At 32.6% G+C, this 26,462-nt stretch carries 24 protein-coding genes and 1 other annotated feature; of the genes, 14 read left to right on the forward strand and 10 right to left on the reverse strand.

The genetic code is table 11. The features are described from left to right. The first annotated feature begins 75 nt into the window (after positions 1–75). Positions 76–1,407 (forward strand): cytochrome ubiquinol oxidase subunit I, encoded by a 1,332-nt coding sequence (locus MY490_RS02075; protein WP_248267770.1) that lies wholly within the window; start codon positions 76–78, stop codon positions 1,405–1,407. 104 nt (positions 1,408–1,511) lie between these two features. Next, positions 1,512–2,528 (forward strand): cytochrome d ubiquinol oxidase subunit II, encoded by a 1,017-nt coding sequence (locus tag MY490_RS02080; RefSeq protein ID WP_248267771.1) that lies wholly within the window; start codon positions 1,512–1,514, stop codon positions 2,526–2,528. Positions 2,529–2,924: 396 nt separating this feature from the next. Here MY490_RS02080 and MY490_RS02085 read toward each other — a convergent pair whose 3' ends face one another. From MY490_RS02085 to MY490_RS02095, 3 genes are read right to left on the reverse strand one after another with little or no spacing between them, the layout of a single operon-like run. Next, a complete protein-coding gene (locus MY490_RS02085; protein WP_248267772.1) occupies positions 2,925–3,578 on the reverse strand; it encodes an amino acid ABC transporter ATP-binding protein in 654 nt (217 codons plus the stop codon). 13 nt (positions 3,579–3,591) lie between these two features. Then, entirely contained in the window at positions 3,592–4,233 is a 642-nt protein-coding gene (locus tag MY490_RS02090) for an amino acid ABC transporter permease (protein WP_248267773.1), read from the reverse strand. 16 nt (positions 4,234–4,249) lie between these two features. Beyond that, positions 4,250–5,026 carry an amino acid ABC transporter substrate-binding protein gene (locus MY490_RS02095; protein ID WP_248267774.1) on the reverse strand — a complete coding sequence of 259 codons (777 nt, stop codon included), beginning with the start codon at positions 5,024–5,026 and terminating at the stop codon, positions 4,250–4,252. Between the two features lie 66 nt (positions 5,027–5,092). Then, positions 5,093–5,352 (reverse strand) — a binding site (T-box leader). Between the two features lie 1,030 nt (positions 5,353–6,382). Here MY490_RS02095 and MY490_RS02100 point away from each other — a divergent pair. The 3 genes from MY490_RS02100 to MY490_RS02110 all read left to right on the forward strand — a co-directional run bounded on the left by MY490_RS02100 (position 6,383) and on the right by MY490_RS02110 (position 8,804). Then, entirely contained in the window at positions 6,383–7,264 is an 882-nt protein-coding gene (locus tag MY490_RS02100) for a radical SAM/SPASM domain-containing protein (protein ID WP_091022907.1), read from the forward strand. Positions 7,265–7,397: 133 nt separating this feature from the next. Continuing rightward, positions 7,398–8,012, forward strand: a complete 615-nt coding sequence (locus tag MY490_RS02105; RefSeq protein WP_248267775.1) for an acetate uptake transporter — start codon at positions 7,398–7,400, stop codon at positions 8,010–8,012. 156 nt (positions 8,013–8,168) lie between these two features. After that, positions 8,169–8,804 (forward strand): FMN-dependent NADH-azoreductase, encoded by a 636-nt coding sequence (locus MY490_RS02110; RefSeq protein ID WP_248267776.1) that lies wholly within the window; start codon positions 8,169–8,171, stop codon positions 8,802–8,804. A gap of 119 nt (positions 8,805–8,923) precedes the next feature. Here MY490_RS02110 and MY490_RS02115 read toward each other — a convergent pair whose 3' ends face one another. Further along, a complete protein-coding gene (locus tag MY490_RS02115) occupies positions 8,924–10,150 on the reverse strand; it encodes a sensor histidine kinase (RefSeq protein ID WP_248267777.1) in 1,227 nt (408 codons plus the stop codon). Between the two features lie 199 nt (positions 10,151–10,349). Further along, positions 10,350–11,495, reverse strand: a complete 1,146-nt coding sequence (locus MY490_RS02120) for a metallophosphoesterase (protein ID WP_248267778.1) — start codon at positions 11,493–11,495, stop codon at positions 10,350–10,352. Positions 11,496–11,727: 232 nt separating this feature from the next. Between MY490_RS02120 and MY490_RS02125 the strand changes: the two genes are divergently transcribed. Continuing rightward, a complete protein-coding gene (locus MY490_RS02125) occupies positions 11,728–13,002 on the forward strand; it encodes an ATP-binding protein (RefSeq protein ID WP_248267779.1) in 1,275 nt (424 codons plus the stop codon). Between the two features lie 110 nt (positions 13,003–13,112). On the opposite strand, the gene MY490_RS02130 is transcribed toward MY490_RS02125, so the two are convergent. After that, on the reverse strand, positions 13,113–13,889 hold the full coding sequence (locus MY490_RS02130; RefSeq protein ID WP_248267780.1) for a class I SAM-dependent methyltransferase: 777 nt from the start codon (positions 13,887–13,889) through the stop codon (positions 13,113–13,115). A 146-nt stretch (positions 13,890–14,035) separates the two neighbouring features. On the opposite strand from MY490_RS02130, the gene MY490_RS02135 reads away from it, so the two are divergent. Continuing rightward, positions 14,036–14,356, forward strand: a complete 321-nt coding sequence (locus MY490_RS02135) for a hypothetical protein (RefSeq protein WP_248267781.1) — start codon at positions 14,036–14,038, stop codon at positions 14,354–14,356. 77 nt (positions 14,357–14,433) lie between these two features. Continuing rightward, entirely contained in the window at positions 14,434–15,111 is a 678-nt protein-coding gene (locus tag MY490_RS02140) for a Dph6-related ATP pyrophosphatase (protein ID WP_248267782.1), read from the forward strand. Between the two features lie 143 nt (positions 15,112–15,254). On the opposite strand, the gene MY490_RS02145 is transcribed toward MY490_RS02140, so the two are convergent. Beyond that, entirely contained in the window at positions 15,255–16,259 is a 1,005-nt protein-coding gene (locus tag MY490_RS02145; RefSeq protein WP_248267783.1) for an NAD-dependent epimerase/dehydratase family protein, read from the reverse strand. Between the two features lie 20 nt (positions 16,260–16,279). Further along, complete coding sequence (locus MY490_RS02150) at positions 16,280–16,651, reverse strand: DUF2500 domain-containing protein (RefSeq protein WP_248267784.1); 372 nt, start codon at positions 16,649–16,651, stop codon at positions 16,280–16,282. 653 nt (positions 16,652–17,304) lie between these two features. On the opposite strand from MY490_RS02150, the gene MY490_RS02155 reads away from it, so the two are divergent. From MY490_RS02155 to pheA, 3 genes are all read left to right on the forward strand, one after another. Next, complete coding sequence (locus MY490_RS02155; RefSeq protein ID WP_248267785.1) at positions 17,305–17,742, forward strand: galactokinase; 438 nt, start codon at positions 17,305–17,307, stop codon at positions 17,740–17,742. A 259-nt stretch (positions 17,743–18,001) separates the two neighbouring features. Next, positions 18,002–18,988: a LacI family DNA-binding transcriptional regulator gene (locus tag MY490_RS02160; RefSeq protein ID WP_248267786.1), complete on the forward strand. Its 987-nt coding sequence runs from the start codon at positions 18,002–18,004 to the stop codon at positions 18,986–18,988. A 103-nt stretch (positions 18,989–19,091) separates the two neighbouring features. Continuing rightward, positions 19,092–19,940, forward strand: a complete 849-nt coding sequence (gene pheA / locus MY490_RS02165) for a prephenate dehydratase (protein ID WP_248267787.1) — start codon at positions 19,092–19,094, stop codon at positions 19,938–19,940. Positions 19,941–19,989: 49 nt separating this feature from the next. Here pheA and MY490_RS02170 read toward each other — a convergent pair whose 3' ends face one another. Together MY490_RS02170 and MY490_RS02175 are read right to left on the reverse strand one after the other, a co-directional pair. Continuing rightward, positions 19,990–20,286: a hypothetical protein gene (locus MY490_RS02170; RefSeq protein WP_248267788.1), complete on the reverse strand. Its 297-nt coding sequence runs from the start codon at positions 20,284–20,286 to the stop codon at positions 19,990–19,992. Positions 20,287–20,423: 137 nt separating this feature from the next. Continuing rightward, complete coding sequence (locus MY490_RS02175; protein ID WP_248267789.1) at positions 20,424–21,845, reverse strand: sigma-54 interaction domain-containing protein; 1,422 nt, start codon at positions 21,843–21,845, stop codon at positions 20,424–20,426. Positions 21,846–22,174: 329 nt separating this feature from the next. Between MY490_RS02175 and MY490_RS02180 the strand changes: the two genes are divergently transcribed. The 3 genes from MY490_RS02180 (at position 22,175) to MY490_RS02190 (ending at position 26,360) form a co-directional block, all read left to right on the forward strand. Next, positions 22,175–23,386, forward strand: coding sequence for an ornithine--oxo-acid transaminase (locus MY490_RS02180; protein WP_248267790.1), 1,212 nt, complete (start codon positions 22,175–22,177; stop codon positions 23,384–23,386). A 14-nt stretch (positions 23,387–23,400) separates the two neighbouring features. Next, positions 23,401–24,687, forward strand: a complete 1,287-nt coding sequence (locus tag MY490_RS02185) for a Glu/Leu/Phe/Val family dehydrogenase (RefSeq protein ID WP_248267791.1) — start codon at positions 23,401–23,403, stop codon at positions 24,685–24,687. 266 nt (positions 24,688–24,953) lie between these two features. Then, positions 24,954–26,360, forward strand: a complete 1,407-nt coding sequence (locus MY490_RS02190) for an amino acid permease (protein WP_248267792.1) — start codon at positions 24,954–24,956, stop codon at positions 26,358–26,360. Positions 26,361–26,462 lie beyond the last annotated feature (102 nt).

Here is a 26,462-nt window from a genome sequence, read left to right on the forward strand (position 1 = left end):
ACATTATCGGTCATTTGATTAGAATAATTAATTTAATTGGACAATAAGATATTACATTATAGGGGGCGATTTCAGATGGAGTTGGATAATGTCACACTCAGTAGATTACTAACAAGTATGACACTAGTATTTCACATTATTTTTGCAACAATTGGTGTAGGATTACCCTTAATGATCGCAATTGCAGAAGGGTTAGGGATCTTAAAAAAGGATCCACATTATACGTTAATGGCAAGAAGGTGGGCCAGGGGTTACACAATTACTGTTGCGGTTGGAGTAGTGACTGGTACTTGTATTGGTCTACAACTATCTTTATTATGGCCGAGCTTTATGAGAATCGCGGGTCAATCAATTAGTTTCCCATTGTTTATGGAAACATTCGCTTTCTTTTTTGAAGCGATATTCCTAGGGATCTATTTATATACTTGGGACCGATTTAAAAAACCTATTTATCATTGGTTGATCATTTTACCTGTTATATTAGGTTCCACTTTGTCGGCATTTTTTATCACCACAGTAAATGCGTTTATGAATACTCCACAAGGTTTTACTCTGAAAAATGGAGTAATTAAAACGGTCGATCCAATCGCTGCAATGTTTAATCCAGCTGCTCCTTCTAAAACTTTACATGTAATTGTTACTGCATATGTTGCATCCGCTCTTATATTAACATCGATCGCCGCTATTCAATTATTAAGAGGAAAGAATTCAGAATACACACGAAAAGGCCTTCGATTAGCAGCAACACTAGGATTAATTTTTGCCGTTTTAACAGGTGTCACAGGAGATGTTTCAGCGAAATTCCTTGCTAAATATCAACCAGAAAAACTAGCAGCAATTGAATGGCATTTTGAGACAGAAAGAGGGGCAGATTTTGTCTTATTCGGAACACTAGATGATAAAACACATGAAGTAAAATACGAAATTCGAATTCCTAAACTGCTAAGCTTTTTATCTTTCTCAGATTTTAATGCCCCAGTAACTGGATTAAATGAATTTCCAAAAGATGAGACGCCACCTTTGGGCATACATTATTTATTCGATATTAAGATGACATTTGTCGGCTTAATTATATCGATGACCTTCATATTTGTTGTGTTTTCTATTAAGAAGAAAAATTGGATGCATAATAAGTGGCTTTTACGTGGACTAGCGCTGACTGGCCCATTAGCGATGATCAATATCGAACTTGGATGGATGATTGCCGAAATTGGCCGCCAACCATGGATATTAAGAGGATACATGAAGGTTTCAGAGGGAGCCACAACTGCCAAAGGACTAGGCGGTATGTTTTGGTTATTTTTTGTATTGTATGTATTTTTAGGAGTCTTTTGTACAATCGTTATTCGAAAAATGTTCATTCATAATCCACCCGAAGATGAACTTCAATATCGTTTTAAAAAATAGGCTCTGTTAGATTTCAATTAAAAAACTCTCGGTAAGTTACGAATCGTAGCTTGAAGGAGTATTACTGGAATTTGAGACAAAGCCAATGAATAGGAGGGTGAACATTGAATATTGAGTTATTAGGAATAATCGTTTTATGGATATTTCTATATGGATATATCATTATTGCATCTATTGACTTCGGTGCTGGATTCTTTGCTTATTATGGAAAAGTAACAAAAAAGGATCACTTAATAAATAATTTGATTAGTAGATATTTATCACCTGTTTGGGAGATAACGAATGTATTTTTTGTATTTTTCTTTGTTGGCATTATAGGTTTCTTTCCAAGTGTTGCATATTACTATGGAACGGCGCTTTTAATCCCAGGAAGTATTTCGCTAGTCCTATTAGCAATTAGAGGATCGTTTTATGCCTTTTCTAATTATGGATCAAAGGAAAACAAAGTTTATTTATTCCTATATGGAGCGACTGGCCTATTGATTCCAGCTTCACTTTGTACGGTTCTGACCATTTCCGGAGGAGGCTATATAGTTAAAAAAAATGGAGTCGTCCAATTTTTAGCTAAAAACCTTTTAACAAGTATCTACTCTTGGAGTGTTGTAATCATTGCAATTATTTCAGTCTTATATATTAGCGCAACATTTTTAACCTATTACGCAAGTAAAGCGAAAGATGAAAGTGCGTTAGCAATATTAAGACAATATGCTTTATTCTGGACCGTTCCAACAATCCTATCAAGCTTTCTTATATTTGTAGGATTAAGAGATAATAATGTTAGATTTTATGAAAATATCGTTAATCATTATTGGTGGATGTTTTTATTATCATTAGTTTGTTTTCTAATAGCATCTTCATTAATTTTACTAAAACGAAATTACGGAACAGCCTTTCTATTTGTAATGCTTCAATTCTTCTTTGCATTTTTCGGCTATGGAGCAGCGCACTTGCCATATATATTAGATCCATATATTACGATATACAATGGCTATACCAATCAAACATCCGGTACGATGCTAGTAACTGTATTTGTCTTAGGGTTACTACTTTTAGTCCCATCGCTATTGTTCTTATTTAAACTATTTTTATTTGATGCTGAGTATGTTCAAGGCAAAAAGTAAAGTGGGGGAGATGAAATGCACTCTTCTAATAAACATGAAAAGCGGCTTGTTCTTTTGTGTTTTATTGTAGCTTTTATTATGGGATTATCTTTTATTAGTAAATTTTTTCATTGAATAATGAGTGGAGAGGCGCCTATTTATTGAGGCGCCTTTTTTAGAATAAAGGAAGAGGTAGGGGAGAACTACAAATAAATTTTATGGAAGTCCATTAAAGCGACGGGGTGCAAATAAATTTTATATAACTGCAAATAAACTGATGAAACTGCAAATAAAAAAGGTGAATCTGCAATTAACATGCTATATTCACCTGGAATTATGTTCGAATTATTTAGATAGATAGAAAAAAGAGGGGAATCTAAGCAAATATTTTAAAATATAACCTAGTTTCCGCTATATTCATGCACTTTCTAAAACTTTTCCTTCTTTTACAAGTAGCGTCCGAGTTGAAACATTATTTGCGAATTCCATGTCGTGAGTAATGACAAGAATGCTCATTCCATCATTTGCTAATTTTTTCATAATCTCAGCAATTCCGTTCGATAGTTCAGGATCCAGTGCTGAAGTAGGTTCATCAAAGCAAAGAATTTTTGGCTGTAGTGCACACGCTCTAGCGATAGCTACACGTTGCTGCTGGCCACCGGATAACTCGTTTGGTAATGAATTTGCTTTATCACTTAGACCAACTTGTTTTAATAAATCCATTGCTCTTTTTGTAGCTTCTTCTTTATTCATACCTAATACAAGAGTAGGGGCTTCAATGATATTTTCAATTACTGTTTTATGTGGGAATAAATTATAGTTTTGAAAAACGAGGCCAACGTTTTTTCTTACATTTAAAAGATCTTTTTTAGATTTTATCATTTGGCCATCTATTTCAATTGATCCACCATCGAAGCTTTCTAAGCCATTAATACAACGAAGTATAGTCGTTTTACCTGCTCCTGATTGTCCTAGTAGAGTAACGATTTCTCCTTTATTAACTTCAAAAGAGACTTCATTTAATACAGTTTGTTTATTAAATTGTTTTGTTAAGTTGTTTACTTTTAACATTTTTAGTCTCTCCTTATTTATAATATGAATATCGATTTTCTAATCGTTTAAATAAATTCGTTAAGATTGCTGTTAGTAATAGATAAATAATACCAACGAAAACCAGGGGTATTAGTGATGCGCTTGTATTTGATGCGATTTTAGCTACTCGAAGCATATCATCAAGTCCAACAACATATACAAGAGCTGAATCTTTTACTAGAGTAATTACTTCGTTTGAAACAGGAGGTAATACTTTTTTAGTCATTTGAGGCAGAATAATTCTTTTAAAAGTTTGACTGCGACTCAATCCTAAAACCTCTGCTGCTTCATATTGACCTTTATCCACTGATTGGATACCAGCTCTGAATATTTCTCCAAAATAAGCTGCATAATTAAGTGCAAATGCAATAATAACGGTTGTAAAACGGTCAAAGACAATTCCGACTAATGGTAAACCAAAAAAGATAAAGATTAATTGTAAAAGTAGAGGTGTACCACGCATTAATAAAATATAAGAACTAATAATTGATTTGATAGCTGTAATATTCGAAAGTCTTCCTAGTGCAATGATGATTCCAAGTGGAATTGCTAACGCTAGAGTAATTAGGAAAACCTCTAGCGTTACTTTTAATCCATCAAGCATGGAAGGTAATAAAGATGTAATTTGTTCCATGATTGTAAGCTCCTTTTTATTTCAATGTACCGAACCATTTTTTATAAATTTTGTCGTAAGTACCATCTTTTTTCATAGCACTAATTTCTTTGTTAATTTTTTTAAGTAAATCAGCATCATCTTTTCTAACGCCAATCCCATATTCTTCTTCACCAAAGTTTTCTTCTAAAATTTTGTATTTGTTTTGGCCTCTTTTGTTCATGTAATATCTAGCTAATGTTTCATCCGCTACAACCACATCTACACGTTTTGATTCTAAGTCCATTAGAGCTTGGTTGTTATTTTCATATAATACAGGTTTACTCCCGTTAAAGGATTGTACTAAGTTTTTATCTTTATTAACTGCATCTAAAGAACTTGATCCTTCTTGAATCCCAACATTTTTACCTTTTAAATCTGATTTTGTTTTAATTTTTGAATTTGCTAGGGTGATAATAACTTGTCTATTTTTTAAATATGCATTTGTGAAATTTACTTTTTTCTTACGCTCATCTGTAATTGAATAGCCGTTCCAAATTGCATCAATATTTCCTGATTTTAATTCAGTCTCTTTCATTGACCAATCAATTGGTTGGAAAGTTACCTTCATATTTTCACGTTTAAATACTTCTTTTGCTAAATCGATATCAAAACCTACAACCTTACCTTTATCATCTTTAAAACCCATTGGAACGAAAGTATCATCTAATCCAACGACTACTTCGTTTGCATTTCGTTTTTCTTTTCCACAACCAGTTACAACTAATATTGAAATCATACAAATGATCATTGCTGACATTAATTTTTTATTCATTTTACTCTCTCCCTTAAAATATTCTTGAAAAACAAAAAACTCCCGTCCTCTAGCTATATGAAATAGCTAGAGGACGGGAGTATTACTCACGTGGTTCCACCTCTATTTATTGATACCTCACGATACCAACCTCTTCAAGTGCAGCAATTAAGCTATACTCTAGCACGATAACGGGTGCAGGGAATCCGGAAACAGTCTACTACCAAAAAGGGTTCGGTGCTCAGCTCAGAGATGTGTTCAAAATATTGTCTTACGCCCCTCGCACCAACCGGGAACTCTCTGTTTAAGAACTTAATATTTTTACTATTTCTCATCAATGCTTTTAAAATTAAATTTTCAAATATGTTCAATACTGCAGTTTTTATAAAATCAAACTAGTTTGCTTTGCGATGAACAAATAATATTACAGATGACAAACAACTGTCAACAAATTTTATTTAAAAAAACTTTGATTTTGTCAAAACTTGGGTAGGAAATTTCTCGGGAAATATGGAAAATTGTCGATTGAATGCTGATAAAACTGCTTGGGATTGTAAAATATTATCAATTCACAAAAATAACATATACTTTATAAATTTCGATTACAAATTATGAAAATTAAGATTGAGAGGGATATCACTGGTTCTAAGCAATTAAATAAGCCGAGATGGTTTTATCTAGTTATATCATAAGAAGTAGCCCATGCCAGGTCAAAGCATAGGGTCTATTTTTTTTTGTTGCGTTGATCGTACTAACTACTAATTGAATCAATGCAACGACAAAGCGATAGATATAAGAATTTTCTTAGATTTAACAAAAAATTCATGCGATTAAAGTATAACTAAAGAATCGTATGATATAATAAACATATATAAAAAAAGAACGAGTGCGCTAACACTCGTTCTAGGCAACTAAATAAGCCGAGATGGTTTTATCTAAGTAAATCAAAGAAGTAGCCCATGCCGAGCGAAAGCATAGGGGCTATTTCTTTTTTGTTGCGTTAATCATACTAACTACTAATTGGATCAATGCAACGACAAAGGTCATTGCGATGAAGAGTAGAGTAAGTATTTCAAGTGTTTGCATTGGCAGCACCTCCTTTCTACAAGAATGCGTAGAAAAGAAGATAAAACCAATTCCCCTATGCTATTCAATTGCCTAATCTTATTATAATAAAATAATTATAATGAAACTGTGGTTGTAATTATAAAATTTAAACAAATTCATGAAGTTTTAGAATGATTACAATTCTGTTCGGTTGGTAAAAATTGAACAGAGTGTTGAAATATTAATATCTTAAAAATTATTGTATGATAGGATTATAGTTTTTTTAGAGCGAAAAATATGGATATAGATAATGAAAAGTAGGAGAGTAGAATGAGAAAATTTAAGAAAGTTTATATAGAGATTACAAATATATGTAATTTGAAGTGTAATTTTTGTCCGAGCCCAACGTTGGAGAGACCGTTGAAGTTTTTGGACGAGAAAGCATTTACTCATGTTGTAAATTCGGTTAAACCTTATACGGATCATATTTATTTTCATTTGATGGGTGAGCCATTTTTAAATACAAAGCTCGGTAGATTTTTGGATATTAGTCATGAAAATGGTTTGAAGGTTAACATAACAACGAATGGTACGTTAATTAATAAAGTAAAGGATTTATTAATTGAATCCAAAGGTTTAAGACAAATCAATTTTTCACTTCATAGTTTTGAGGCAAATGATTTAACAAAGGATTTGCACGATTACGTTGAAAATATTACGAACTTCATTAATGAAGCGAATGAAAAAAGTGATATGATTTGTGCAATTAGGCTTTGGAATATGGATAGTGAAGAGTTAAGAGCAAGTAACTCACTGAATATTGATATATTAAATTTACTTGAGGAAAAACTAAACTTAGATTTTTCTTTAAGTGAAAGACTTCAGGAAACACATAATATTAAACTGCGCGATAAAATTTATTTAAATATGGCAGAAAAGTTCCAATGGCCAGACATGGGGAATGATATCATCGATGAAAATGTATTCTGCTATGGGTTAAGGGATCAGATCGGTGTATTAGTTGATGGAACAGTAGTACCATGTTGTTTAGATAGCGAAGGGAAGATTCCGTTAGGGAATATTTATGAGACATCATTAGAAGATATTTTAAATTCTGAACGTGCAAGAGCAATTTATGATGGTTTCTCAAGACGGTGTGCGGTGGAAGAATTATGCAAAAGATGCGGTTATGCAAAACGACATAAAAAGTAATTTTTGGTAAAAAGCGCTTTCTTTTTAAAAGAAAGTGCTTTCTTATTTAAAATCGAAAAAAAGCTATATTAATCCTTAAAATTTTATAGTAGTATAGTTTAGTCTGTTTAAAATTTTAGGAGGATTTACATCAATGAAAGAAGTACAACAAATTAAAATAACTACTGCAGATCCATCTGCAATTGGTTTATTCGGTTTAGCGATGGTAACGCTTGTTGCCTCAACACAAAAATTAGGAATTACTGATGGTGTTTCATTAGTATTACCGTGGGCAATTTTTTTAGGTGCTATTGCACAATTATTTGCTAGTATCCAGGATTTTAAACATAATAATGTATTTGGAGCAACAGCATTTGGAGCATATGCCTTCTTTTGGTTAGCTGTTGGGACTACTTGGTTAATCCAATTAGGTGTTTTTGGAGAAGCTTTAATGAAAGCTGCTGATGTTAAACAACTTGGTTTTGCATTTGTAGGATATTTAATCTTTTCAATTTTTATGACAATTGGTGCAATGGAAACGCATAAGGTATTATTTATTATTTTTGTATTAATTGATTGTTTATTTATTGGATTATCATTAAGCACATTAGGATTTATGGAAGAAGCTACACATACTTTTGCAGCATATAGTGAATTAGGAATAGCTATTATGTCATTTTATGGGTCGGCTGCAGCTGTATTGAATAGTCACTTTGGAAGAGAATTCTTACCTGTAGGGAAACCTTTTGGGATTTTTAAAGCGAAATAAAAGATCTTAAATTAATTTTTAGACTTTGTCTATACACAAAAACCTTTACCATTGGAGTAAAGGTTTTTTTTATAAATAGTTGTATAGTTTAGTTGGAAATGACAGATGATAATATCGTGCTTTTTAAAAGGTAAAGAATGAAAGGTGGAAATTCGTTTGACAACACTATTGTATATCACAGCACATCCTCACGATAAGTCTACTTCATACAGTATGGCGGTTGGTGATGCTTTTATCGAGAGTTATAAAGCCACACATCCTAATGATCAAGTAGTACATATTGACCTTTATAAAGAAACGATTCCTCATATTGATGCTGAAGTGTTTGCAGGTTGGGGGAAACTTCAATCTGGAGGATCTTTTGATACACTTTCTTCAGATGAGCAATCAAAAGTAGGAAGATTAAATGAGATTGTAACTCAATTTGCTGAAGCAGATAAATATGTATTTGTAACACCTTTATGGAACTTTTTATTCCCCCCAATTATGAAAAACTATATTGATGCAATTTGCGTTGCTGGTAAAACTTTCAAATATACTTCTAATGGTCCTCAAGGATTATTAGGTGGTAAAAAAGCATTGCATATCCAAGCACGTGGTGGGGTTTATTCAGAAGGTCCAGCTGCAGGCCTTGAAATGGGACATCGCTATATTGGAGTGATAATGGGCTTCTTAGGTGTTCAAGACTTTAATGGAATTTTTGTAGAAGGTCAAAATCAATTCCCAGACCGAGCACAGGAAATTAAAGAACAAGCAATTCAAAAAGCTAAGGAAACTGCAAAAGATTTTTAATATGTTTAGAACAAAAAAACTCACTTTTTTGGTGAGTTTTTTTGTTCTGACAAGGAATTTCCTGTGCTGAGTAACTAAATTACAAAAATTAGCGCATATATATGTTTGTGGTTTTTCCTTCACTCAATTTCACATTGCCAAATCGGTAAATAAATCCTGAATATGGATCCTTCGTTTTCTTTACTACTTACTTTAATTTTACCTTTAAATTTTTCGATTATATTAAAGCAGACGGTTAATCCAATCCCTGTGCCTCTTTCTTTTAATGAGTAGAAGGGAGTGCCGAGCTTTTCAATTGTTTCTTGTGACATACCCATTCCAGTGTCTATGATTTCAATAAGTGCATATTCATTTTCTTGTAATAGATTGATTATTATAAAACCGGCATCGTGCATTGATTCGATTGCGTTTTTCATTAAGTTAACGAGAACTTGTTTAAATTCAATCGGATTTATTTTTGTGTAAAGTATTTGATTTAAGTTTAATTGGAAACCAATACTTTGGCTATTTGCCATCGATGCAAGCAAATCAGTTACATTCAATATTTCTTTATTCACTTCAACGACTTGTAGCGTTTCAGTTTGAGGCTTTGCTAGTGATAAATAATCATTAATAATAATTTGAGCGTATTCTAATTCTTTTAGCATTGTATCGACATAGTATTGTTCGTCTTGGTTCATTGTTTTTGTTTGTTGAAAGAGTTGTGCAAAACCTTTTACGACAGTAATTGGATTACGAATTTCATGTGCGATTGTTGCAGCTAGTTGACCAATTGAATTTAATTGTTTCGCCTGTTGTATTTCCTTGTGATTGGCTTCTAGAGCTATGACCTTCGTCTCTGTTTGTAAAAATACAAATAAGAGTATTAATTGAATCGAAAGGAATTCTAATATATTGCCGACAGGGTCTAATGCTATATAAGAATATTTTACTTTTAGATTGGTGAATGAGATTAGTAATACAAAAGTAGGTCCAATTAGTATATTTAATGCCCAACCGATATAAAATGCTATGCGATTATATAAAAAAATCGTAAAGATTGGAATGATTGCTACAAAACTATACATTGTTGATGTGTCTGGGTATGTCCAAAATTTAATATACACATATAGTGAAGAAATGGTCGTAAATAATACTTTTGAAAATGTGTTATCTTTTTTTATAAAATTGAATAAAGCAAAAATAACAATGAACATTAAAATAATTTGAGTTATAAGTTCAATTGGATGATCCTTAAAAGTTAAAGGAGAGAGTATAATTCCTACTAGTAATAAGGAAGTGAGTGAAGCCATAAAAAAAATATAAATTCGACGACTCCTTTTGTTGTAGTACTCTGTATTTTTCATGCTTCAATCTCCGTTCTGAAAAGAAACTTTCAATAATATTTTACACTTTTCAGAAAATTTTTTATAGATAAATTATGACAAATTTAATATAAAAGAGACCAAAAAAGTTTTTTTGGTCTCTTCAGTGTTTAGACAAGGTTCTAAAAATTTGATTTTCAGACTGATTGCGATCGCTTGTCAACAGTCTGAAAAGATTGAGTTAATTAGAAAATGAAACAGTGATCGTAACAATCTCAGAAGGGTTACCCGTTCTAATTGGAGGTCCCCAAGTTCCAAATCCTGATGAAACGACAAAGTGTGAGCGTTCTTTTTGTAAATAGCCCCAATCAACTTCATAAAGTCGACGGGTAATCAAGTGATTTGGCATAAATTGGCCACGATGGGTATGTCCAGATACTTGTAAATCTACGCCTAATTGAGTTGGAATTTCTAAATGATAGGGCTGATGATCAAGTAAGATGACTGGTTTTGTATGATCGATTCCTTTAAGCAGTTCATGTAAATCTAAGCGCTTTTTACTTGCAAGGTCTTTGCGACCAACGATATAGAAATTGTTATCAACAAGTTCTTTCTCATCTAATAAAATATGAATACCGGCATCCTTTAAATGCTGGGCAAGTAAATCTAAATGTCCACCGTAATAATCATGGTTACCAGGGACTGCATATATACCAATCTTCGGCTTTAACTTTTTTAAGGTTTGAATCATATTTTCCTCAACAAAAGGAGTAATATCTTCATCAATAATATCTCCGGCAATTAAGACTAAATCAGGAGCAAGCTTATTAATCTTTTCAACAAGAAACGCTAATCTTTTATTCGTGACTAATGTACTTAAATGTAAATCCGAAACTAGTACAATAGATAGTTCTTTATACTTTTCATTTGGTTTATCAACATTAATGTCATAATGAACAATCTGTGTGTCTAGTGCACTTTTTCTTCCTTTTGCAATAAGGTTTGCGACACATAATATGACAAGTGTTCCAAGTACCATGGTTATATTACTTGTTTTGAAAGATGTAAATTCTCTTAAAATCAGTCCAATCAAATCAGCAATGATGACAAAGAAAATTAAATAATAAAAGATGGCTAACCAGTATGCTCCAATTTTATGAATCGGTTTAAAGAATGAAGTAGGAAGTTTACTCTTTAAAACTCTTGAAAGAATGTACGCAAAAGTGATTAACAGAAATACGATCCAATAGATAATTTTTATTGTTGGATTCGTCCATTTACTTAGCAGAGCATTAATATAAATCCATCCATTAAGACCTATGTAAAAATTAATTAGGAAAAAGAAAGTCATAACCAAAATAATATTTAATACGATTCTTTTATTCATAATGATCCCTTTCATACGATAGTGGTAAGGTACTTCTAGTATATATGTTTAAACTTATAAACGCATCTATTTCACTTTCTATAAATTGAAAAATAGCATAAAAATATAAATCGACAGAATATGAAAAATACTGTGAGTTAATAGGGTAAAATAAAGGATTTTTGGAAGTTTTGTCGTATTATATTTATGTTAATTACATTTCGAAAACTTCGAATCTAGTGAGGATAAAAACGTGTTAATCGAAAAACTTTTGCTACATGTTTTAATCATATTAAGTCCAATATTAATATACAGTATTATTTATGAAAGGCATGGCTATAAAGATAAAATTTATCTTTTTGGCATGTTTCAGGCTGTAGCAGGTTTTTTTTGTATGGCCTTTCCATATCCAGCATATGGGTTATTTTGGGATTTAAGATATATACCACTAACGATCGCGTTTCTTTATTGTGGCTATCGCTGGGGAATCGTGACTTTTTTAGCGATCTTATTAGCTAGAATAATTTTAGGTGGAGACGCTATCATATTTGGTATGATCAGTATTACCTTATCCTCACTAGGATCTTTAATTTTATTTAAATGGTTTTGGACATTTAAACCTAAACAGAGAATACTTGCAACAGCTCTTATTAGTTTATGGCCCGCTTTAGTTCAACTAGGAATCTTACTTACTTTTTTAATCGTGAATAAGATTAGTTTTAAAAGTGATTATAGACTATTTGGATTAGTTCTTATATTTATTGTAATAGAGTTAATCGCAATTACTTTAGGAGCAAAACTGATTGAAACACTAATTGAAAATAAAATATTACATAAAGAAATCCAAAGGGCTGAGAAACTTAATACGTTAAGTGAAATGGCAGCTTCTATTGCTCATGAAGTTAGGAATCCACTTACAGTTGTTAAAGGTTTCTTACAATTAATGCAAGAAAGCAAAGACAATCAGTCTATGGAATATCTACCGCTAGTATTGAGCGAATTAGGTAGAGCAGAAGGAATCATTAATGATTATTTAAACTTTGCCAAACCACAATTCGAAAAAGTAGAAACGTTCAATTTAAAGCAATGCGTTTCAGATGTAGTCACCTTATTAGTTCCTTTAGCTTTAAAGCAAAATGTTAAATTAAAAGGGGATACAGAAGTCGAAACATTTATAAATACAGATAAAAATCAATTTAAACAAGCACTAATAAACCTAATTAAAAACGCAATAGAGGCAACTAGCTCAGGGGGATATGTACATACGAAGCTTCACGAAGAAAAGGATAAAACGGTCATTACGATTAGAGATAATGGAAAAGGAATGACCAAAGAACAGCTTTCACGTATTGGTACACTATTCTATTCAACTAAAGAAAAGGGAACTGGCGTAGGAACTACAGTTTCTGTTCGAATCATAGAAGCAATGAATGGAACAATCACTTTCGAGAGCAGCGTTGATGAAGGAACAAAAGTAACAATTAAACTACCAAAAGTTGAGCCTGAAGATGGTAAAGTGAACGGATAATTGATTCTATTTTTAAAATGGTTACTCGATTGGTTGCACTTTAATGGGAATGTAAAAACGCTTAGAATTTAAACTAAGCGTTTTCTATTAATATGAGCTGTGTCATAATATTATTTCTTTCTAGCAAACCAAACCGTCCAACAGTCTTTTTCAATAATAGTAGATTGATACTGAAGCTTATTTTCGATGAATTTTACTAATTGATTTAGTTCTTCATCAGTGAGTTCATGAAGAATTGATCGACCTGTTCTAAGTAATAAATCACTCCGAAGTGATTCTAGGTCAGTATAAATGCGTCTTGTTTCCCACAGTTTTACTGTGTTTTCTATATCAAACCCAGCTAATTCTAATGCTGAATTCATTTCTTGTGTATCATATCTTCTTGCTATTTCTTTCGTTTTCAATTTTGGGTACAGGTCAAAAAAATAACCTCGTATATGGCTATCGTCTCCAGGAAGTAAACAATCTTCTGGCGTCCGGTCTTGTACGATTAATATTCCATTCTTTTTTAGTAAACGATTTGCCTCATTGAAACAGGCATTTAAATTATCTAAATGATGAACTAAAGCTCTTTCCAAAACTACATCATAACTTGAAGATGGAAGTTTAGTATGATATGCATCTCCTTTACTAAGAGAAATATTACTGTAGTCTTTACAGTTTTCACTAGCTCCTTTAAGCATTTCCTCTGAAAAATCTACCGCCGTAACGTGGTTTACTTTTAATTTAGTGAGAGCTTTTGAATAGATCCCTCCACCGCAACCTATATCAACTACGTCTTTTCCATACAAATCAATGTTATCCATCATTAATTGAATCCAAGATTGATCAGCCTCTCTAGTTGTATAAGTCTTATTATTGTGTGCATCGTGGAAGTTGATGGCCATGTGATTACCTCCCCAAATTTGATTCAGGTGCTTCTATTTATTAGTATAGACGGTGATATTACATTGAATAATATCAATAAGTTATTGGTATTAATAAGATATTTTTATGAAGAAAAGCGTTAGATAAAAAGGAATGGTGAAAATGAATGGAAGGTACAATAGAAAGATTTGAAAGCTTAAGAACTGAACTAATCAATCACTATGAAGCATCAAAAGGAAGTATCTTTGGCCATAAAGGCTTAAAAATACAAGGTAAAGTTTTTGTATTCTTTAATGAACCTAATATTGTCGTAAAGTTAAAGAAAGAGGATGTTGCAACAGCTTTAAAAATAAGCGGGGCAAAAAACTTTGACCCAATGGGTGGGAAACCTATGAGAGAATGGGTTGAAATTCCATACGGGGATGAACAGTGGTTTAATTATGCAATAAAAGGTATGACATACGTTAAAAGTTTACTAAAAAATTAATAACTTAAAAGTTTTATAAACTATGGATGGAAGTTTAATTATTTCCATCGCTTTAATGTTAAGGGAGAGTGATATAAGTGAACAATCGTAAAGTAGCAGTTTCTTGGAGTGGTGGGAAGGATTGTTGTCTAGCATTAGATTTACTAATTAAAAATAAATATGAAGTGGCATGTCTAGTTTCAATGGTATCGAAAAGAGATGAAAGGAATCATGCGCACGGAACTCCGCTTAATTTCTTACAAATGCAAGCTGATGCAATTGGAATTCCACTTGTCATGATTGACTCAGCAGGAAAATACGAGGAGTCAATGATCAATGGACTAAAAGCAATAAAAGAGCAATTTGACCTTTCAGCGATTGCATTTGGTACTTTATATGTAAAGGAAGATCGACAATGGAATGAACTAGTTGCAACTAAGGTAGGACTTGAGCCGATGTTCCCAGTGTGGATTAAGAAAAGTGAAACGACTAATTTACTAGACAGATGGCTTGCGACTGGATACGATGCAATTATTTGTAGGGCAAAAGAGAATATTTTTGATTCTATGATCGTTGGTAAGAGCCTAAATGAAGATTTAAAACAACTATTCATTAGCAAAGAAATCTGTCTAATGGGCGAAAGCGGAGAATATCATACGTTTGTAATTGATGGACCACTATTTAAAGAACGCTTAAATATAGTAGCTGCAGATACTATTCTAAATAGTGGATTATGGTCTTTAAATATTAAGGAGATCCAAACAACTATTAAATAGATTTCTACTGAATTTTATAGAGAAAATATAGTTTGAGATTGCTATTAACATTGCTTTAGGGTAAATAAACAGCCTGTTGCAGCTAAGAGAAAACAAGCTAAAATCACTTGAAAATAATTAATTTAGGTGACTTTAGCTTGTTTTTAGTTTGTCTTACTCTCGGTCAATGTAGTTAAGTACCAGTCAGCATAACGCTTAATACCCTCACTAATTGATACTTTAGGTTCATAATTTAAATCATTTTTGATTTTTTCAATGTTTAATGTATAGTCATAACTCAAGAAATTGGCTATATGCTTGGAAACCTTTGATGGTTTGTTAGTAATCTTCGCAATTATTTCTGAATTCAACGCGATAAATGACAGTAGTTTTGGTGAGAAATTTTTGGTGTTCAGCTCTTTATTTAAGGCAAAGAAGAGCTGTTTAAGCACATCAATTAAATAAATAGGCTGATCATTTGTAATATTATAGTATTCACCATTAAAGGCATTATCTGCATTCATACAAGAGACGATCATATCAACAACATTATCGATATAAGTAAAATCCATTAGAACTTGTCCTTTATGAACTAACGGAATTCCTCCATTTTCATTTATCTGTATAAATCTTCCGAAAATCGTATGATCAAAAGGACCGAAAATTTGTCTAGGTCTTAGTGAGATTGCAGGTAATCCTTTTTCAATTGCATCTTCAATAATTAAATCTGCCATATGCTTTGTTTTAGCGTAGTAATTAGAGTGTTTTGATGGCAGCGGATCACTTTCTTTAACATCTTTACGACTCTCACTAGTAAAGTACACACTCGGGGTCGAAATATTAATAAACTTTTTTAAATCTGTTGAAAGTGAAGCTTTAACAATATTTTTTGTCCCTTCAACATTTGTTTTCTCAAATTCAGAAAAACGTCCAAAAGGTGCTGCAAGTGCAGCACAATGGATTACATAGTCTACATTCTTTATATTTTCTTCTAATAAGACAGAGTCATTCAAGTCTCCTTTGACAAAGGTGACATTCTCCATCTTGTTGAAAAATTTAGCTGCTTCTTCATTTCTTCCAAAGGCTATAACAGAATAGCCCATTTCACTTAATTTTTTTGTAGTATGTTTTCCTAAAAAACCAGTAGCGCCACTTATGAAAACATTCATCATTCCACCCCGAAAAGAAATTATTGTCGCTCAAAGTTTATGAATCTCGTTCCTTGGAACGTTAATTTTCCCGCATCATTTTCTACTAATTGACCATAAATGAATCCATCAATTTGAAATTCAATTCTGTCTCCCGATTCGACCTCAAGTGTAACATAATAATGTGTAGAGGAATGAGCGAACTGATTCGTATTAGCACGCTGAACGTAATCTATTCTTTTAGTAACTATTTTTGCTGGGACAATTAATTTAGGTTGTTTATTATTATAATTCCATTGCTTTAATCCTTTTATTAGTGCAAAAAATATACCTGCAAAAACGAAGACGAAAATGATTGGAAATACGAAAGCAATAATTTTAAAAATATCAAAACCTGCATCAAACCCTGACATTATTAAGACCCCCCTTTTTATAAATTGTAAGTCTTACACTTCATGATCCTTTTTTATTCAAATCGTCCTATATATATAGTTTATTAAATTTTCTGAAAGTAATAAACCTATTTCTTTCAACAAGTTAATAAAATTGGAGCCTGTATTGTAAACGTTAAATTATTTTAGTGAATTTTATTTCGTTTATTATCTAAATATAACGCTAAAATCGTTCAAACTAGTAAAAAATGTAAAATAATTACTATTAATAATCTAATAGAACTACTATCCAAGAAGCTTTAAATTAAGTGGAAATCCTGTAATTTTCCTAATATGAACATTAATTGTGACAGAATAAAAAACTAAGTAAAAAATCCTTCCATTTTAGTAAATTTTAATTCGATTAATTATTGACCAATAATATCTAGGGGAGTAGGATACTTTTAATAGAACTCTTTTTTCTCTTTATTATGTTCCATCGCTAAGGTAGTAGCTTTTAAAACTAGTATGGTGAACAGTACTAGTAAGATTGGTATCTACTAACAGTAAGAATTGAAATAAGGCTAGAGAGGAAATACAGGGTTAAATAATTAAATGTTTGGTTTAAATCTATTTCTATCTGATCGAAAAGCGGGTAGGGATCATGGAAAATTAGTTATAGGAGTGATAAGGAAATGAATGTTAAAGACTTAATATCAGTTTACAATCAGTATTACAGTCATTCTAATTTACGCGTTTTTTTTGTATCTGGCCATACGGACGAAATCGAAGAAATTACAGATTTTGATGGAAACGGTCACCATACTTCACAATCATTTGGCATCTATGTGCTTTTATCTAGAACAGAGACGCAACTAATTAAATTAGTATCCTTAAACTTTGAAGATTTAGGAATCATTGAAATTTCTTTAAATGATTTAGGTGACGAAATAAAGCATGACTGGACTAGCTACTTAAAGAAAGTGATATGTTATTTAAAACAAGCAGGGTATCGGATCAATAGGGGGATGGACATACTGATTTACAGTAATCTGCCAAATGAAGTAGGGCTATCCTCAACTAAATCAGTTGAAGCTTTAACAGATACAATGTTAAAAACTTTATATGAATAGAAACGTAAAACCACATCAATATTTTCAATAATTAAAAAACAGCTAAGATTACTCCGGAAAAAATTAAATTCTCCTCATGTAAATTATAATATTTCAAATTTGCTTAAATAAAACTTAATTATACAATCTTGATTTAAATAAAATAAAATATGTAAGAAATTCTCCATATTTAATGAATAATCGTACAACCTTGAACTGTTAAAATTAAAGTAATAGTTTCGAAAACAATTCAGATTGGAAGGTTACGAGGAGAGTTGTAATGACTACAATTAAAGATATTGCCGAAAAAGCAGGGGTATCGATTGCTACTGTATCAAGAGTGCTTAATTATGACCCTGCACTATCAGTAAGTGACGATACAAAACAAAGAATTTTTGAAACAGCAGAAAAGCTTTCATATAAGAAAAAATCGAAAGTAAAAAAGAATATTGCAAAAATCGCACTAGTTAAAGGCGATAATGGAAATGAAGAATTAAGCGATCTCTTTTATATGCTAATTCGTTTTGGAATTGAAAATAAGTGTGAACAACATTCCCTGCACATTTCTACTTTTTTTCGTGGAAATGAAAAAGGGATGTTAGATGAGCAAATACTTGGTGTGATTGCATTAGGTAAGTTTGATGATCAGCAAATTAGCTCATTGAAAAAAGTTTCGAAAAATATCGTTTTTGTTGATTTTTCACCAGATGAAGAAAAATACGATTCTGTTGTTACAGATTATGAGAATGCTATTAGAAAAATTTTAGATCATTTTATATCGCATGGACATCAAAAAATTGGATATATTGGTGGACGCGAGTATGACAAGAAGCAAGGTCAAAAAATTAATTCCAGAGTGAAAACATTTAAAAATTATTTGGAAGAAAAGGGGCTCTTTCGAAAAGAGAATCTGTTCTTAAGTGATTTTACAGCTGATGCAGGGTTTAATTTGATGAACAAAGCAATTCGAGAACAAGGTGGAGATTTACCAACAGCATTTATAGTTGGTTGTGATACGATGGCTGTTGGATGTCTAAGAGCACTTCATGAAGCAAAAATATCAGTACCAGAGCGTGTAAGTTTAATCGGCATGAATGATTTTGTGTTTTCAAAATATCTTTTTCCTAGCTTAAGTACTTTGAAGGTATACACTGAATTGATGGGTGAATCTGCAGTGGATTTAGTAATGGAAAGACTTTTAGGTAGGAAAGTAGCTAAAAAAGTGATTGTTCCGACGACGTTAAAGATACGTCAAAGTAGCCTTTAAAACAAATATTTGCGAAATTTGTAAGATAATTGCTAAAAATTAAACATTTTGCTTTTAATCTTAACTCTTTTTAGTATAATTAAAAATTAAAAGGAGTGGGAACGTGAAGGTTGGGTATTTAGGTCCTGAGGCGACTTTTACACATGTTGCTGTTCGGTCTGTTTTTAAGAATGATGAACATATTGCTTATTCTAGTATTCCTGTTTGTATGGATAATGTAGCAGAAGGTGAAGTTGATTTAGTTGTCGTTCCAATAGAGAATTCTGTTGAAGGATCCGTGACCACAACAATTGATTATCTTGTACATGAACAGCCATTAAAAATGGTTGGTGAAATTATTATTCCGATAAGACAGCACTTATTGATGGCAAAAGGACAAGCACATCGAGTAAAGGATATTGAGGTAATTTATTCTCATTCTCATGCGTTAGCTCAGTGTCACACATTTTTGCATAATCAATATAAATATACAAAGTTAGAACCAGTTACTTCTACAAGTGCTGCGGCTAAAATGGTTAGTGAGCAATCTGATGAGTGTATAGCGGCTATCGCTAACGAATTTGCTGCAAAGAAATATGGATTAGAAATTGTTGCTTCAGATATTCATTCAAATTCATATAACCACACAAGATTTGTTGTTTTGCAAAGACAAGATGTTAATTTAGAAACAAGTTATTTTCAACCTAAACATACAAAGGCAACTCTAGTTATTAACATGCCGGAGAATCGTGCTGGTGCGCTTCACCAAGTACTTTCTGCATTTGCATGGAGACAGATTGACCTTTCAAAAATAGAGTCACGTCCGACGAAAACTGGATTAGGAAATTACTTTTTCATTGTTGATGTTGAGATGGGCTATGATGAAGTATTATTACCTGGAGTAAAGCAAGAATTGGAAGCTTTGGGCTTCTCAGTTGAAGTTGTGGGAAGTTACTCAACAATCTCATTATAAGAAAAGAGAAGGTATAAGAACCTTCTCTTTTATATTTTTTATTTTTACTTTAATAGTAGTAATACGGGGGAGGACAATAGTAACCTGGTGGGCAATAAGAGTAAGGATAGCCATAACCATAACCATAACCCCAAAATGGGAAAAATGGAAAAAATGGACGGAAGAACGGACGGAAAAATGGACGTCCAAATCCAAATCCAAAGCCAGGTCTACCGAATCCAAACCCAGGTCTTCCAAATCCACCAAATCCACCATGAAAGCCTCCGAATCCGCCGTGTCCAAAGCCGCCGTGTCCAAAGCCACCGCCACCAAATCCATGTGGACGAAACTCATGTTCATTCGACATATAAAAAACCTCCTTTACTTATGAGTCTTACATAATCAAAATATGCAGGACAAAAGTGGAAGGTTTGGGCATATTGTATTTTATATTGAATTAAAAAATTAGAATTAGTTAATATAAAACTTTCTATTTATTAAAACTTAATCATTTAATAAATTAAACTTACGAATACGATATTGTAAGTTTTGTCTACTAATGCCTAATTTTTTTGCAGCCTGTGTAATATTGCCATTATGATCATTTAAAACATTTATAATATGTTGTTTTTCTTTGTTCATTAAAGTATTTTTTAAATTTGATTTGTCATCTATTGATTCTGGTTGATGTAATGTAACGTCTCTATGTTGTTGAACGATAGGAGTAGCATTTGTATTTCTTTTTTCATTGAAAAATCTAGATGGTAAATGCGTTGCAGATATAGTTGTTTCATTTTCTACTAAGTTCATTGCACCTTCGATCATATGTTCAAGTTCGCGTATATTACCTGGCCAGTTATGATTCAGGAAAAAGTTTGTTACATTTTCATCTAAGTTAGTTACCCGATGGCCGAAAAGACGATTATATTTTTGAATAAAGAAGTTTGCTAACAATAATATATCTTCGAAGCGTTCACGTAGTGGCGGTAGAAATAATGAAACGACACTTAGGCGGTAATATAAGTCTTTACGTAAATGATTATTCGCGATTGCTTCAATAGGGTCTTCGTTTATCGTAGCGATAATTCGAACATCTAATTCTTTTTCGTTAATTTCACCTATTCTTCTAACTTTACGTTCTTGAATAACCCTTAAAAGTTTAGCCTGTAAATTAGGGCTAAGTGAATTAATTTCATCTAATAATAATGTTCCACCATTTGCCTCTTCAAATAATCCAGGCTTATCAATTGCCCCAGTAAATGCTCCTTTTTTTGTCCCAAAAAGAATACTTTCAATTAAGGATTCTGGAAGAGCGGCGCAATTTTGAGAAATGAATGGCTTTGTTGCTCTTTTGCTAGCATTATGAATACTTTGAGCGAATAGTTCTTTACCTGTTCCAGTTTCTCCTACAATTAATACTGATGAAGAAGTTTTGGCAGATCTTTTTGCATCTTCAATTATGTTTTTAAATGACTCGGATGTTCCGATTAATTGCTCAAATGTATAACGTGTATTTCGATTTTGAAGAATTCCTTCCTGCACAGATTGCTTTAATTCTGTCACGTCGCGAACCATTTCAATTGCGCCAATAATTTTATTTTCTTTCATTATTGGGTAAGTATCATTGATTGTCGTAACTTCTTTTCCTTTATTATTAAAATAAGATTGTTTAATATTTTTTCGTACTTTTCCTTTTTGAAGGGCATCAAGTAAGGTGCTCGATTGGTTTTTTTGAAACGTGAAGACATCTAAAAGATTTTTATGCAAGACATCCTCTTCATTCATCATTTCGATTTCCATCATTTTACGGTTATACACCATTGTATTTGCTTCTTGATCAACTACATGTATACCGATATCTATTTCTTCTAATATTAATTGTAATAATTCATCAACAGCTAAAAAGTTTTGCTTATCATTTTTCATATAATTCTCTCTTTTCATAATAACAATAGAAAAAATTTGCACTTCTAACTATTTTTGGTAAGATAAAAAGGCAGTTTTTTCCGAATGTGCTAATTTTCTATGTTAATCGGTTTTTTACTGCAAATATTCTATGCTTATTTTAATTAATTTTGCACCTGAATGCAAAAATATTTTGCGGTAAATTGAAAACGGTATCATGCTTAAGGAAGAATAATGCTTAGAATTAGTACATTTTGTGAATTTTAGTTTATTTAACATGTTTGGCACGGAAATTGCTTATTCTTTTAGTAAGAAACTATAAATTAATCAATAATATTGGGGGAACTCAAATGACAACTAATTCTCAAAAAATCATTGAACAAACAAATCAATATGGCGCAAATAACTATCATCCACTTCCAGTAGTAATCTCTAAAGCTGAAGGTATTTGGGTTACAGACCCTGAGGGTAACAGATATTTAGATATGTTAAGTGCATATTCTTCTGTAAACCAAGGGCATCGTCATCCAAAAATTATCCAAGCTTTAAAAGATCAAGCTGATAAAGTTACTTTAACTTCACGTGCTTTCTATAGTGAAAACATGGGTGAGTGGTATGAAAAAGTAGCAAAAGTTACTAACAAAGATATGATTTTACCTATGAACACTGGTGCTGAAGCTGTTGAGACAGCAATTAAAGCTGCTAGAAGATGGGCTTATGATGTTAAGGGTGTAGAAGAAAACCAAGCAGAAATTATTGCTTGTGTTGGAAACTTCCACGGTCGTACGATGGCTGCAGTTTCTTTATCATCAGAAAAAGATTATCAACGTGGATTTGGACCATTCTTACCAGGAATTAAGTTAATACCGTATGGCGATATTGAAGCATTAAAAGCTGCGATTACGCCTAATACAGCTGCATTCTTAATTGAACCAATTCAAGGTGAAGCTGGAATTAATATCCCTAGAGAAGGATTCTTACCTGAAGTAGCTGAAGTTTGTAAAAAAGAAAACGTATTATTTATTGCAGATGAAATTCAAACAGGTTTATGTAGAACTGGTAAAACTTTTGCATGTGATTGGGATGGAGTAATTCCTGACATGTACATTTTAGGTAAAGCACTTGGAGGCGGAGTATTCCCAATTTCATGTGTTGCTGCAAATCGTTCAATCTTAGGCGTATTTGAGCCAGGTTCTCACGGATCTACATTTGGTGGAAATCCATTAGCTTGTGCAGTTTCTGTAGCTGCTTTAGAAGTTCTTGAAGAAGAGAAGTTAGCTGAGCGTTCAAATGAGCTTGGAAACTACTTTATGGAAAAATTAAAAGAAATCGATCATCCTCATATTAAAGAAGTTAGAGGACGTGGATTATTTATTGGTGTTGAACTTCATGTACCAGCACGTGTTTATTGTGAAGCTTTAAAGAAACAAGGTTTATTATGTAAAGAAACACATGATACAGTAATTCGTTTTGCACCACCATTAATTATTTCAAAAGAAGATTTAGACTGGTCAATTCAACAAATTAACGAAGTGTTTAGCCAATATAAAGCAACTGTATAAATGGAGCGATAAAAATGACAACTACAATCCCACAAAATGAAGTACAAAACAAAATCAAAGAAGAAGGCAGAGAATTAATTGAGTCTACTCAAGAAGTAATCTCAGAAGCTCTTCATAAACTTGGTTATTCAAAAGAACTTTATGAGTTATTAAAAGAACCATTACGATTTTTAACAGTTCAAATTCCGGTAAGAATGGATGATGGCTCAGTGAAAATTTTCACTGGCTATCGTTCACAGCATAATGATTCTGTAGGTCCAACAAAGGGTGGAATTCGTTTCCATCCTGAGGTTAATGAAGACGAAGTAAAAGCTTTATCAATGTGGATGAGCTTAAAATGCGGTATCGTTGATTTACCATACGGTGGGGGAAAAGGCGGTATCATTTGTGATCCAAGAAAAATGTCAACTTTTGAGTTAGAGCGTTTAAGTAGAGGATATGTTCGTGCGATTAGCCAAATCGTTGGACCAACAAAGGATATTCCTGCTCCAGATGTATACACTAACCCACAAATTATGGCTTGGATGATGGATGAATATAGTAGAATTCAAGAATTTGATTCTCCTGGATTTATTACTGGTAAACCACTTGTATTAGGTGGCTCAGAAGGACGTGAAACAGCTACAGCTCAAGGTGTTACAATTTGTATTGAAGAGGCTGCTAAACGTAAGGGAATCGATTTAAAGGGTGCTAGTGTCATTGTTCAAGGATTTGGAAATGCGGGTAGCTTCTTAGCGAAGTTCATGATTGAAGCAGGTGCAAAGGTAGTCGGTATTTCTGATGCACTTGGCGCATTATACGATCCAGACGGTTTAGATATTCATAGCTTACTAGAAAAAAGAGATAGCTTCGGAACAGTAACTAACTTATTTACTAATGTAATTTCGAATAAAGAATTACTTGAAAAACCTTGTGATATTTTAGTTCCAGCTGCAATTTCAAACCAAATTACAATTGAAAATGCTCACAATATTAAAGCATCAATCGTAGTTGAAGCTGCAAATGGACCTACTACTCTAGAAGCTACTAAAATATTAACAGAGCGCGGAATTTTACTAGTTCCAGACGTACTAGCAAGTGCTGGTGGAGTTTCTGTTTCTTATTTTGAGTGGGTTCAAAATAATCAAGGTTATTACTGGTCTGATGAAGAAGTTGCTCAAAAACTTCGTGAAAAAATGGTACGTTCATTTGATAGTGTTTACCAAACTTCAGTTAATCGCAAAGTAAATATGAGATTAGCTGCATATATGGTTGGTATTCGTAAAATGGCGGAAGCATCTCGTTTCCGTGGATGGGTTTAATAGACTAATAGGTTTGCTCCAGATGAAAATTTCATTTGGAGCACTTATATTGTATTGACAGATAATAAACTCTATTTTTATAATTAAGATATTATTTCGGTACAATAAGTTTGTATACGCTTACAGATATTATCTGAAAATTTAGTCTTAAGATACGTTGATTTAGAACGCTTTAGTGTTCGTTAAGAAAATAAGTGAACTTATATTCTGTTATATCAGAATATTTTAACTTATACACACAATTTACAACTAGAGGAGGGAATTTCATGACACAACAAGAACAGGGGTTAAAGAAAGAGCTTAAAAGTAGACACTTGTTTATGATTGCTCTTGGGGGAGTAATTGGGACAGGTTTGTTTATGGGATCAGGTTATACAATTAGTGAAGCTGGCCCAGGTGGAGCAATATTAGCCTACTTAGTAGGTGGATTAGTAATGTATTTAACAATGCTATGTTTAGGAGAATTAGCAGTTAATTTACCAGATGCTGGTTCTTATCAAACTTATGCAACTAAGTATATCTCACCAGCGTCAGGCTATGTAGTTGGATGGATGGCATGGTTAAACTGGTCGGTAACAATCGGTTTAGAGTTAATTACAGTTAGTATGTTAATGAAGAGATGGTTTCCAGATGTACCGACTTGGATCTGGTGTGTAGTATTTGGTGTAATATTATTCTCAGTAAATGCACTTTCTACGAAATCCTTTGCTGAAGTTGAGTTTTGGTTTGCAAGTATTAAAGTAGTAACAATTGTTCTTTTTATTATTTTAGGAGGAGCAGTAATGTTTGGCATTGTACCAATGGAAGGGACAAAGGCTCCAATGCTTTCTAACTTTACAGACCACGGCGGACTTTTCCCGAATGGCTTTTTAGCGATTATGGTCACCATGGTTGCAGTTAACTTCTCATTTCAGGGAAGTGAATTAGTAGGGATTGCTGCTGGTGAAAGTGAAGATCCAGCAAAAGCTGTACCTAAAGCAATAAATAACACTGTATGGCGAATTCTAGTATTCTTTATTTTATCAATCTTTGTTTTAGCAGGCTTATTCCCTTGGGAGAAAGCTGGTTTAGTAGATAGCCCCTTCGTAGTAGTATTTGATAATATTGGTATTCCATATGCAGCAGATATTATGAACTTTGTCATTATTACAGCAGTTCTATCAGTTGCTAACTCAGGTTTATACGCAACATCTCGTATGATGTATTCAATGGCTCAAAAAGGAATGGTTAGTTCGAAATTAGGAAAACTAACTAAAAAAGGTGTACCTTTAAACGCTTTAACTTTTAGTATGTTTTTTGGATGTTTATCTCTATTAAGTGGAATTTACGCAGAAGACACGGTTTATCTATGGTTACTATCAATTGCAGGATTTGGCTGCTTATTTGTTTGGGCAAGCATCGCATTATCAAATCTTTTAGGTAGAAAGAAATACATTCAAGAAGGTGGGAAATTAGAGGATTTAAAATATAAAACGCCTCTTTATCCAATCGTTCCAATCGTTGCTTTTGTCTTAAATGTAGCTGTAATTATTAGCCTTGCATTTATCCCAGATCAACGCATTGCATTGTATTGTGGTGTGCCATTTATGATTTTGTGTTTAATTTATTATCACTTCTCGGCTAAGCATAAAATTGAAAAACACGAGCAAGAAGAAAATAAAAAAGTAAGTTAATAATAGTTTTGTGATCGTCTCAAAAAATGGTGAAACTCGCTAGTAAGTTACTACTGGCGAGTTTTTTGTTTTTCTTGAATTGTGGTTGAACAGGTTTAGCGT

The organism is Gottfriedia acidiceleris, from assembly GCF_023115465.1.
Lineage (GTDB): Bacteria > Bacillota > Bacilli > Bacillales > Bacillaceae_G > Gottfriedia > Gottfriedia acidiceleris_B.

Coding starts and splice junctions, on each gene's coding strand:
- MY490_RS02075 (WP_248267770.1), top strand. CDS start 76: ATGGAGTTGGATAATGTCACACTCAGTAGATTACTAACAAGTATGACA.
- MY490_RS02105 (WP_248267775.1), top strand. CDS start 7,398: ATGAAAGAAGTACAACAAATTAAAATAACTACTGCAGATCCATCTGCA.
- MY490_RS02145 (WP_248267783.1), bottom strand. CDS start 16,259: ATGAATGTTTTCATAAGTGGCGCTACTGGTTTTTTAGGAAAACATACT.
- MY490_RS02115 (WP_248267777.1), bottom strand. CDS start 10,150: ATGAAAAATACAGAGTACTACAACAAAAGGAGTCGTCGAATTTATATT.
- MY490_RS02180 (WP_248267790.1), top strand. CDS start 22,175: ATGACAACTAATTCTCAAAAAATCATTGAACAAACAAATCAATATGGC.
- MY490_RS02150 (WP_248267784.1), bottom strand. CDS start 16,651: ATGTCAGGGTTTGATGCAGGTTTTGATATTTTTAAAATTATTGCTTTC.
- MY490_RS02170 (WP_248267788.1), bottom strand. CDS start 20,286: ATGTCGAATGAACATGAGTTTCGTCCACATGGATTTGGTGGCGGTGGC.
- MY490_RS02085 (WP_248267772.1), bottom strand. CDS start 3,578: ATGTTAAAAGTAAACAACTTAACAAAACAATTTAATAAACAAACTGTA.
- MY490_RS02160 (WP_248267786.1), top strand. CDS start 18,002: ATGACTACAATTAAAGATATTGCCGAAAAAGCAGGGGTATCGATTGCT.
- MY490_RS02155 (WP_248267785.1), top strand. CDS start 17,305: ATGAATGTTAAAGACTTAATATCAGTTTACAATCAGTATTACAGTCAT.
- MY490_RS02185 (WP_248267791.1), top strand. CDS start 23,401: ATGACAACTACAATCCCACAAAATGAAGTACAAAACAAAATCAAAGAA.
- MY490_RS02090 (WP_248267773.1), bottom strand. CDS start 4,233: ATGGAACAAATTACATCTTTATTACCTTCCATGCTTGATGGATTAAAA.
- MY490_RS02095 (WP_248267774.1), bottom strand. CDS start 5,026: ATGAATAAAAAATTAATGTCAGCAATGATCATTTGTATGATTTCAATA.
- MY490_RS02100 (WP_091022907.1), top strand. CDS start 6,383: ATGAGAAAATTTAAGAAAGTTTATATAGAGATTACAAATATATGTAAT.
- MY490_RS02130 (WP_248267780.1), bottom strand. CDS start 13,889: ATGGCCATCAACTTCCACGATGCACACAATAATAAGACTTATACAACT.
- MY490_RS02135 (WP_248267781.1), top strand. CDS start 14,036: ATGGAAGGTACAATAGAAAGATTTGAAAGCTTAAGAACTGAACTAATC.
- MY490_RS02175 (WP_248267789.1), bottom strand. CDS start 21,845: ATGAAAAATGATAAGCAAAACTTTTTAGCTGTTGATGAATTATTACAA.
- MY490_RS02120 (WP_248267778.1), bottom strand. CDS start 11,495: ATGAATAAAAGAATCGTATTAAATATTATTTTGGTTATGACTTTCTTT.
- MY490_RS02190 (WP_248267792.1), top strand. CDS start 24,954: ATGACACAACAAGAACAGGGGTTAAAGAAAGAGCTTAAAAGTAGACAC.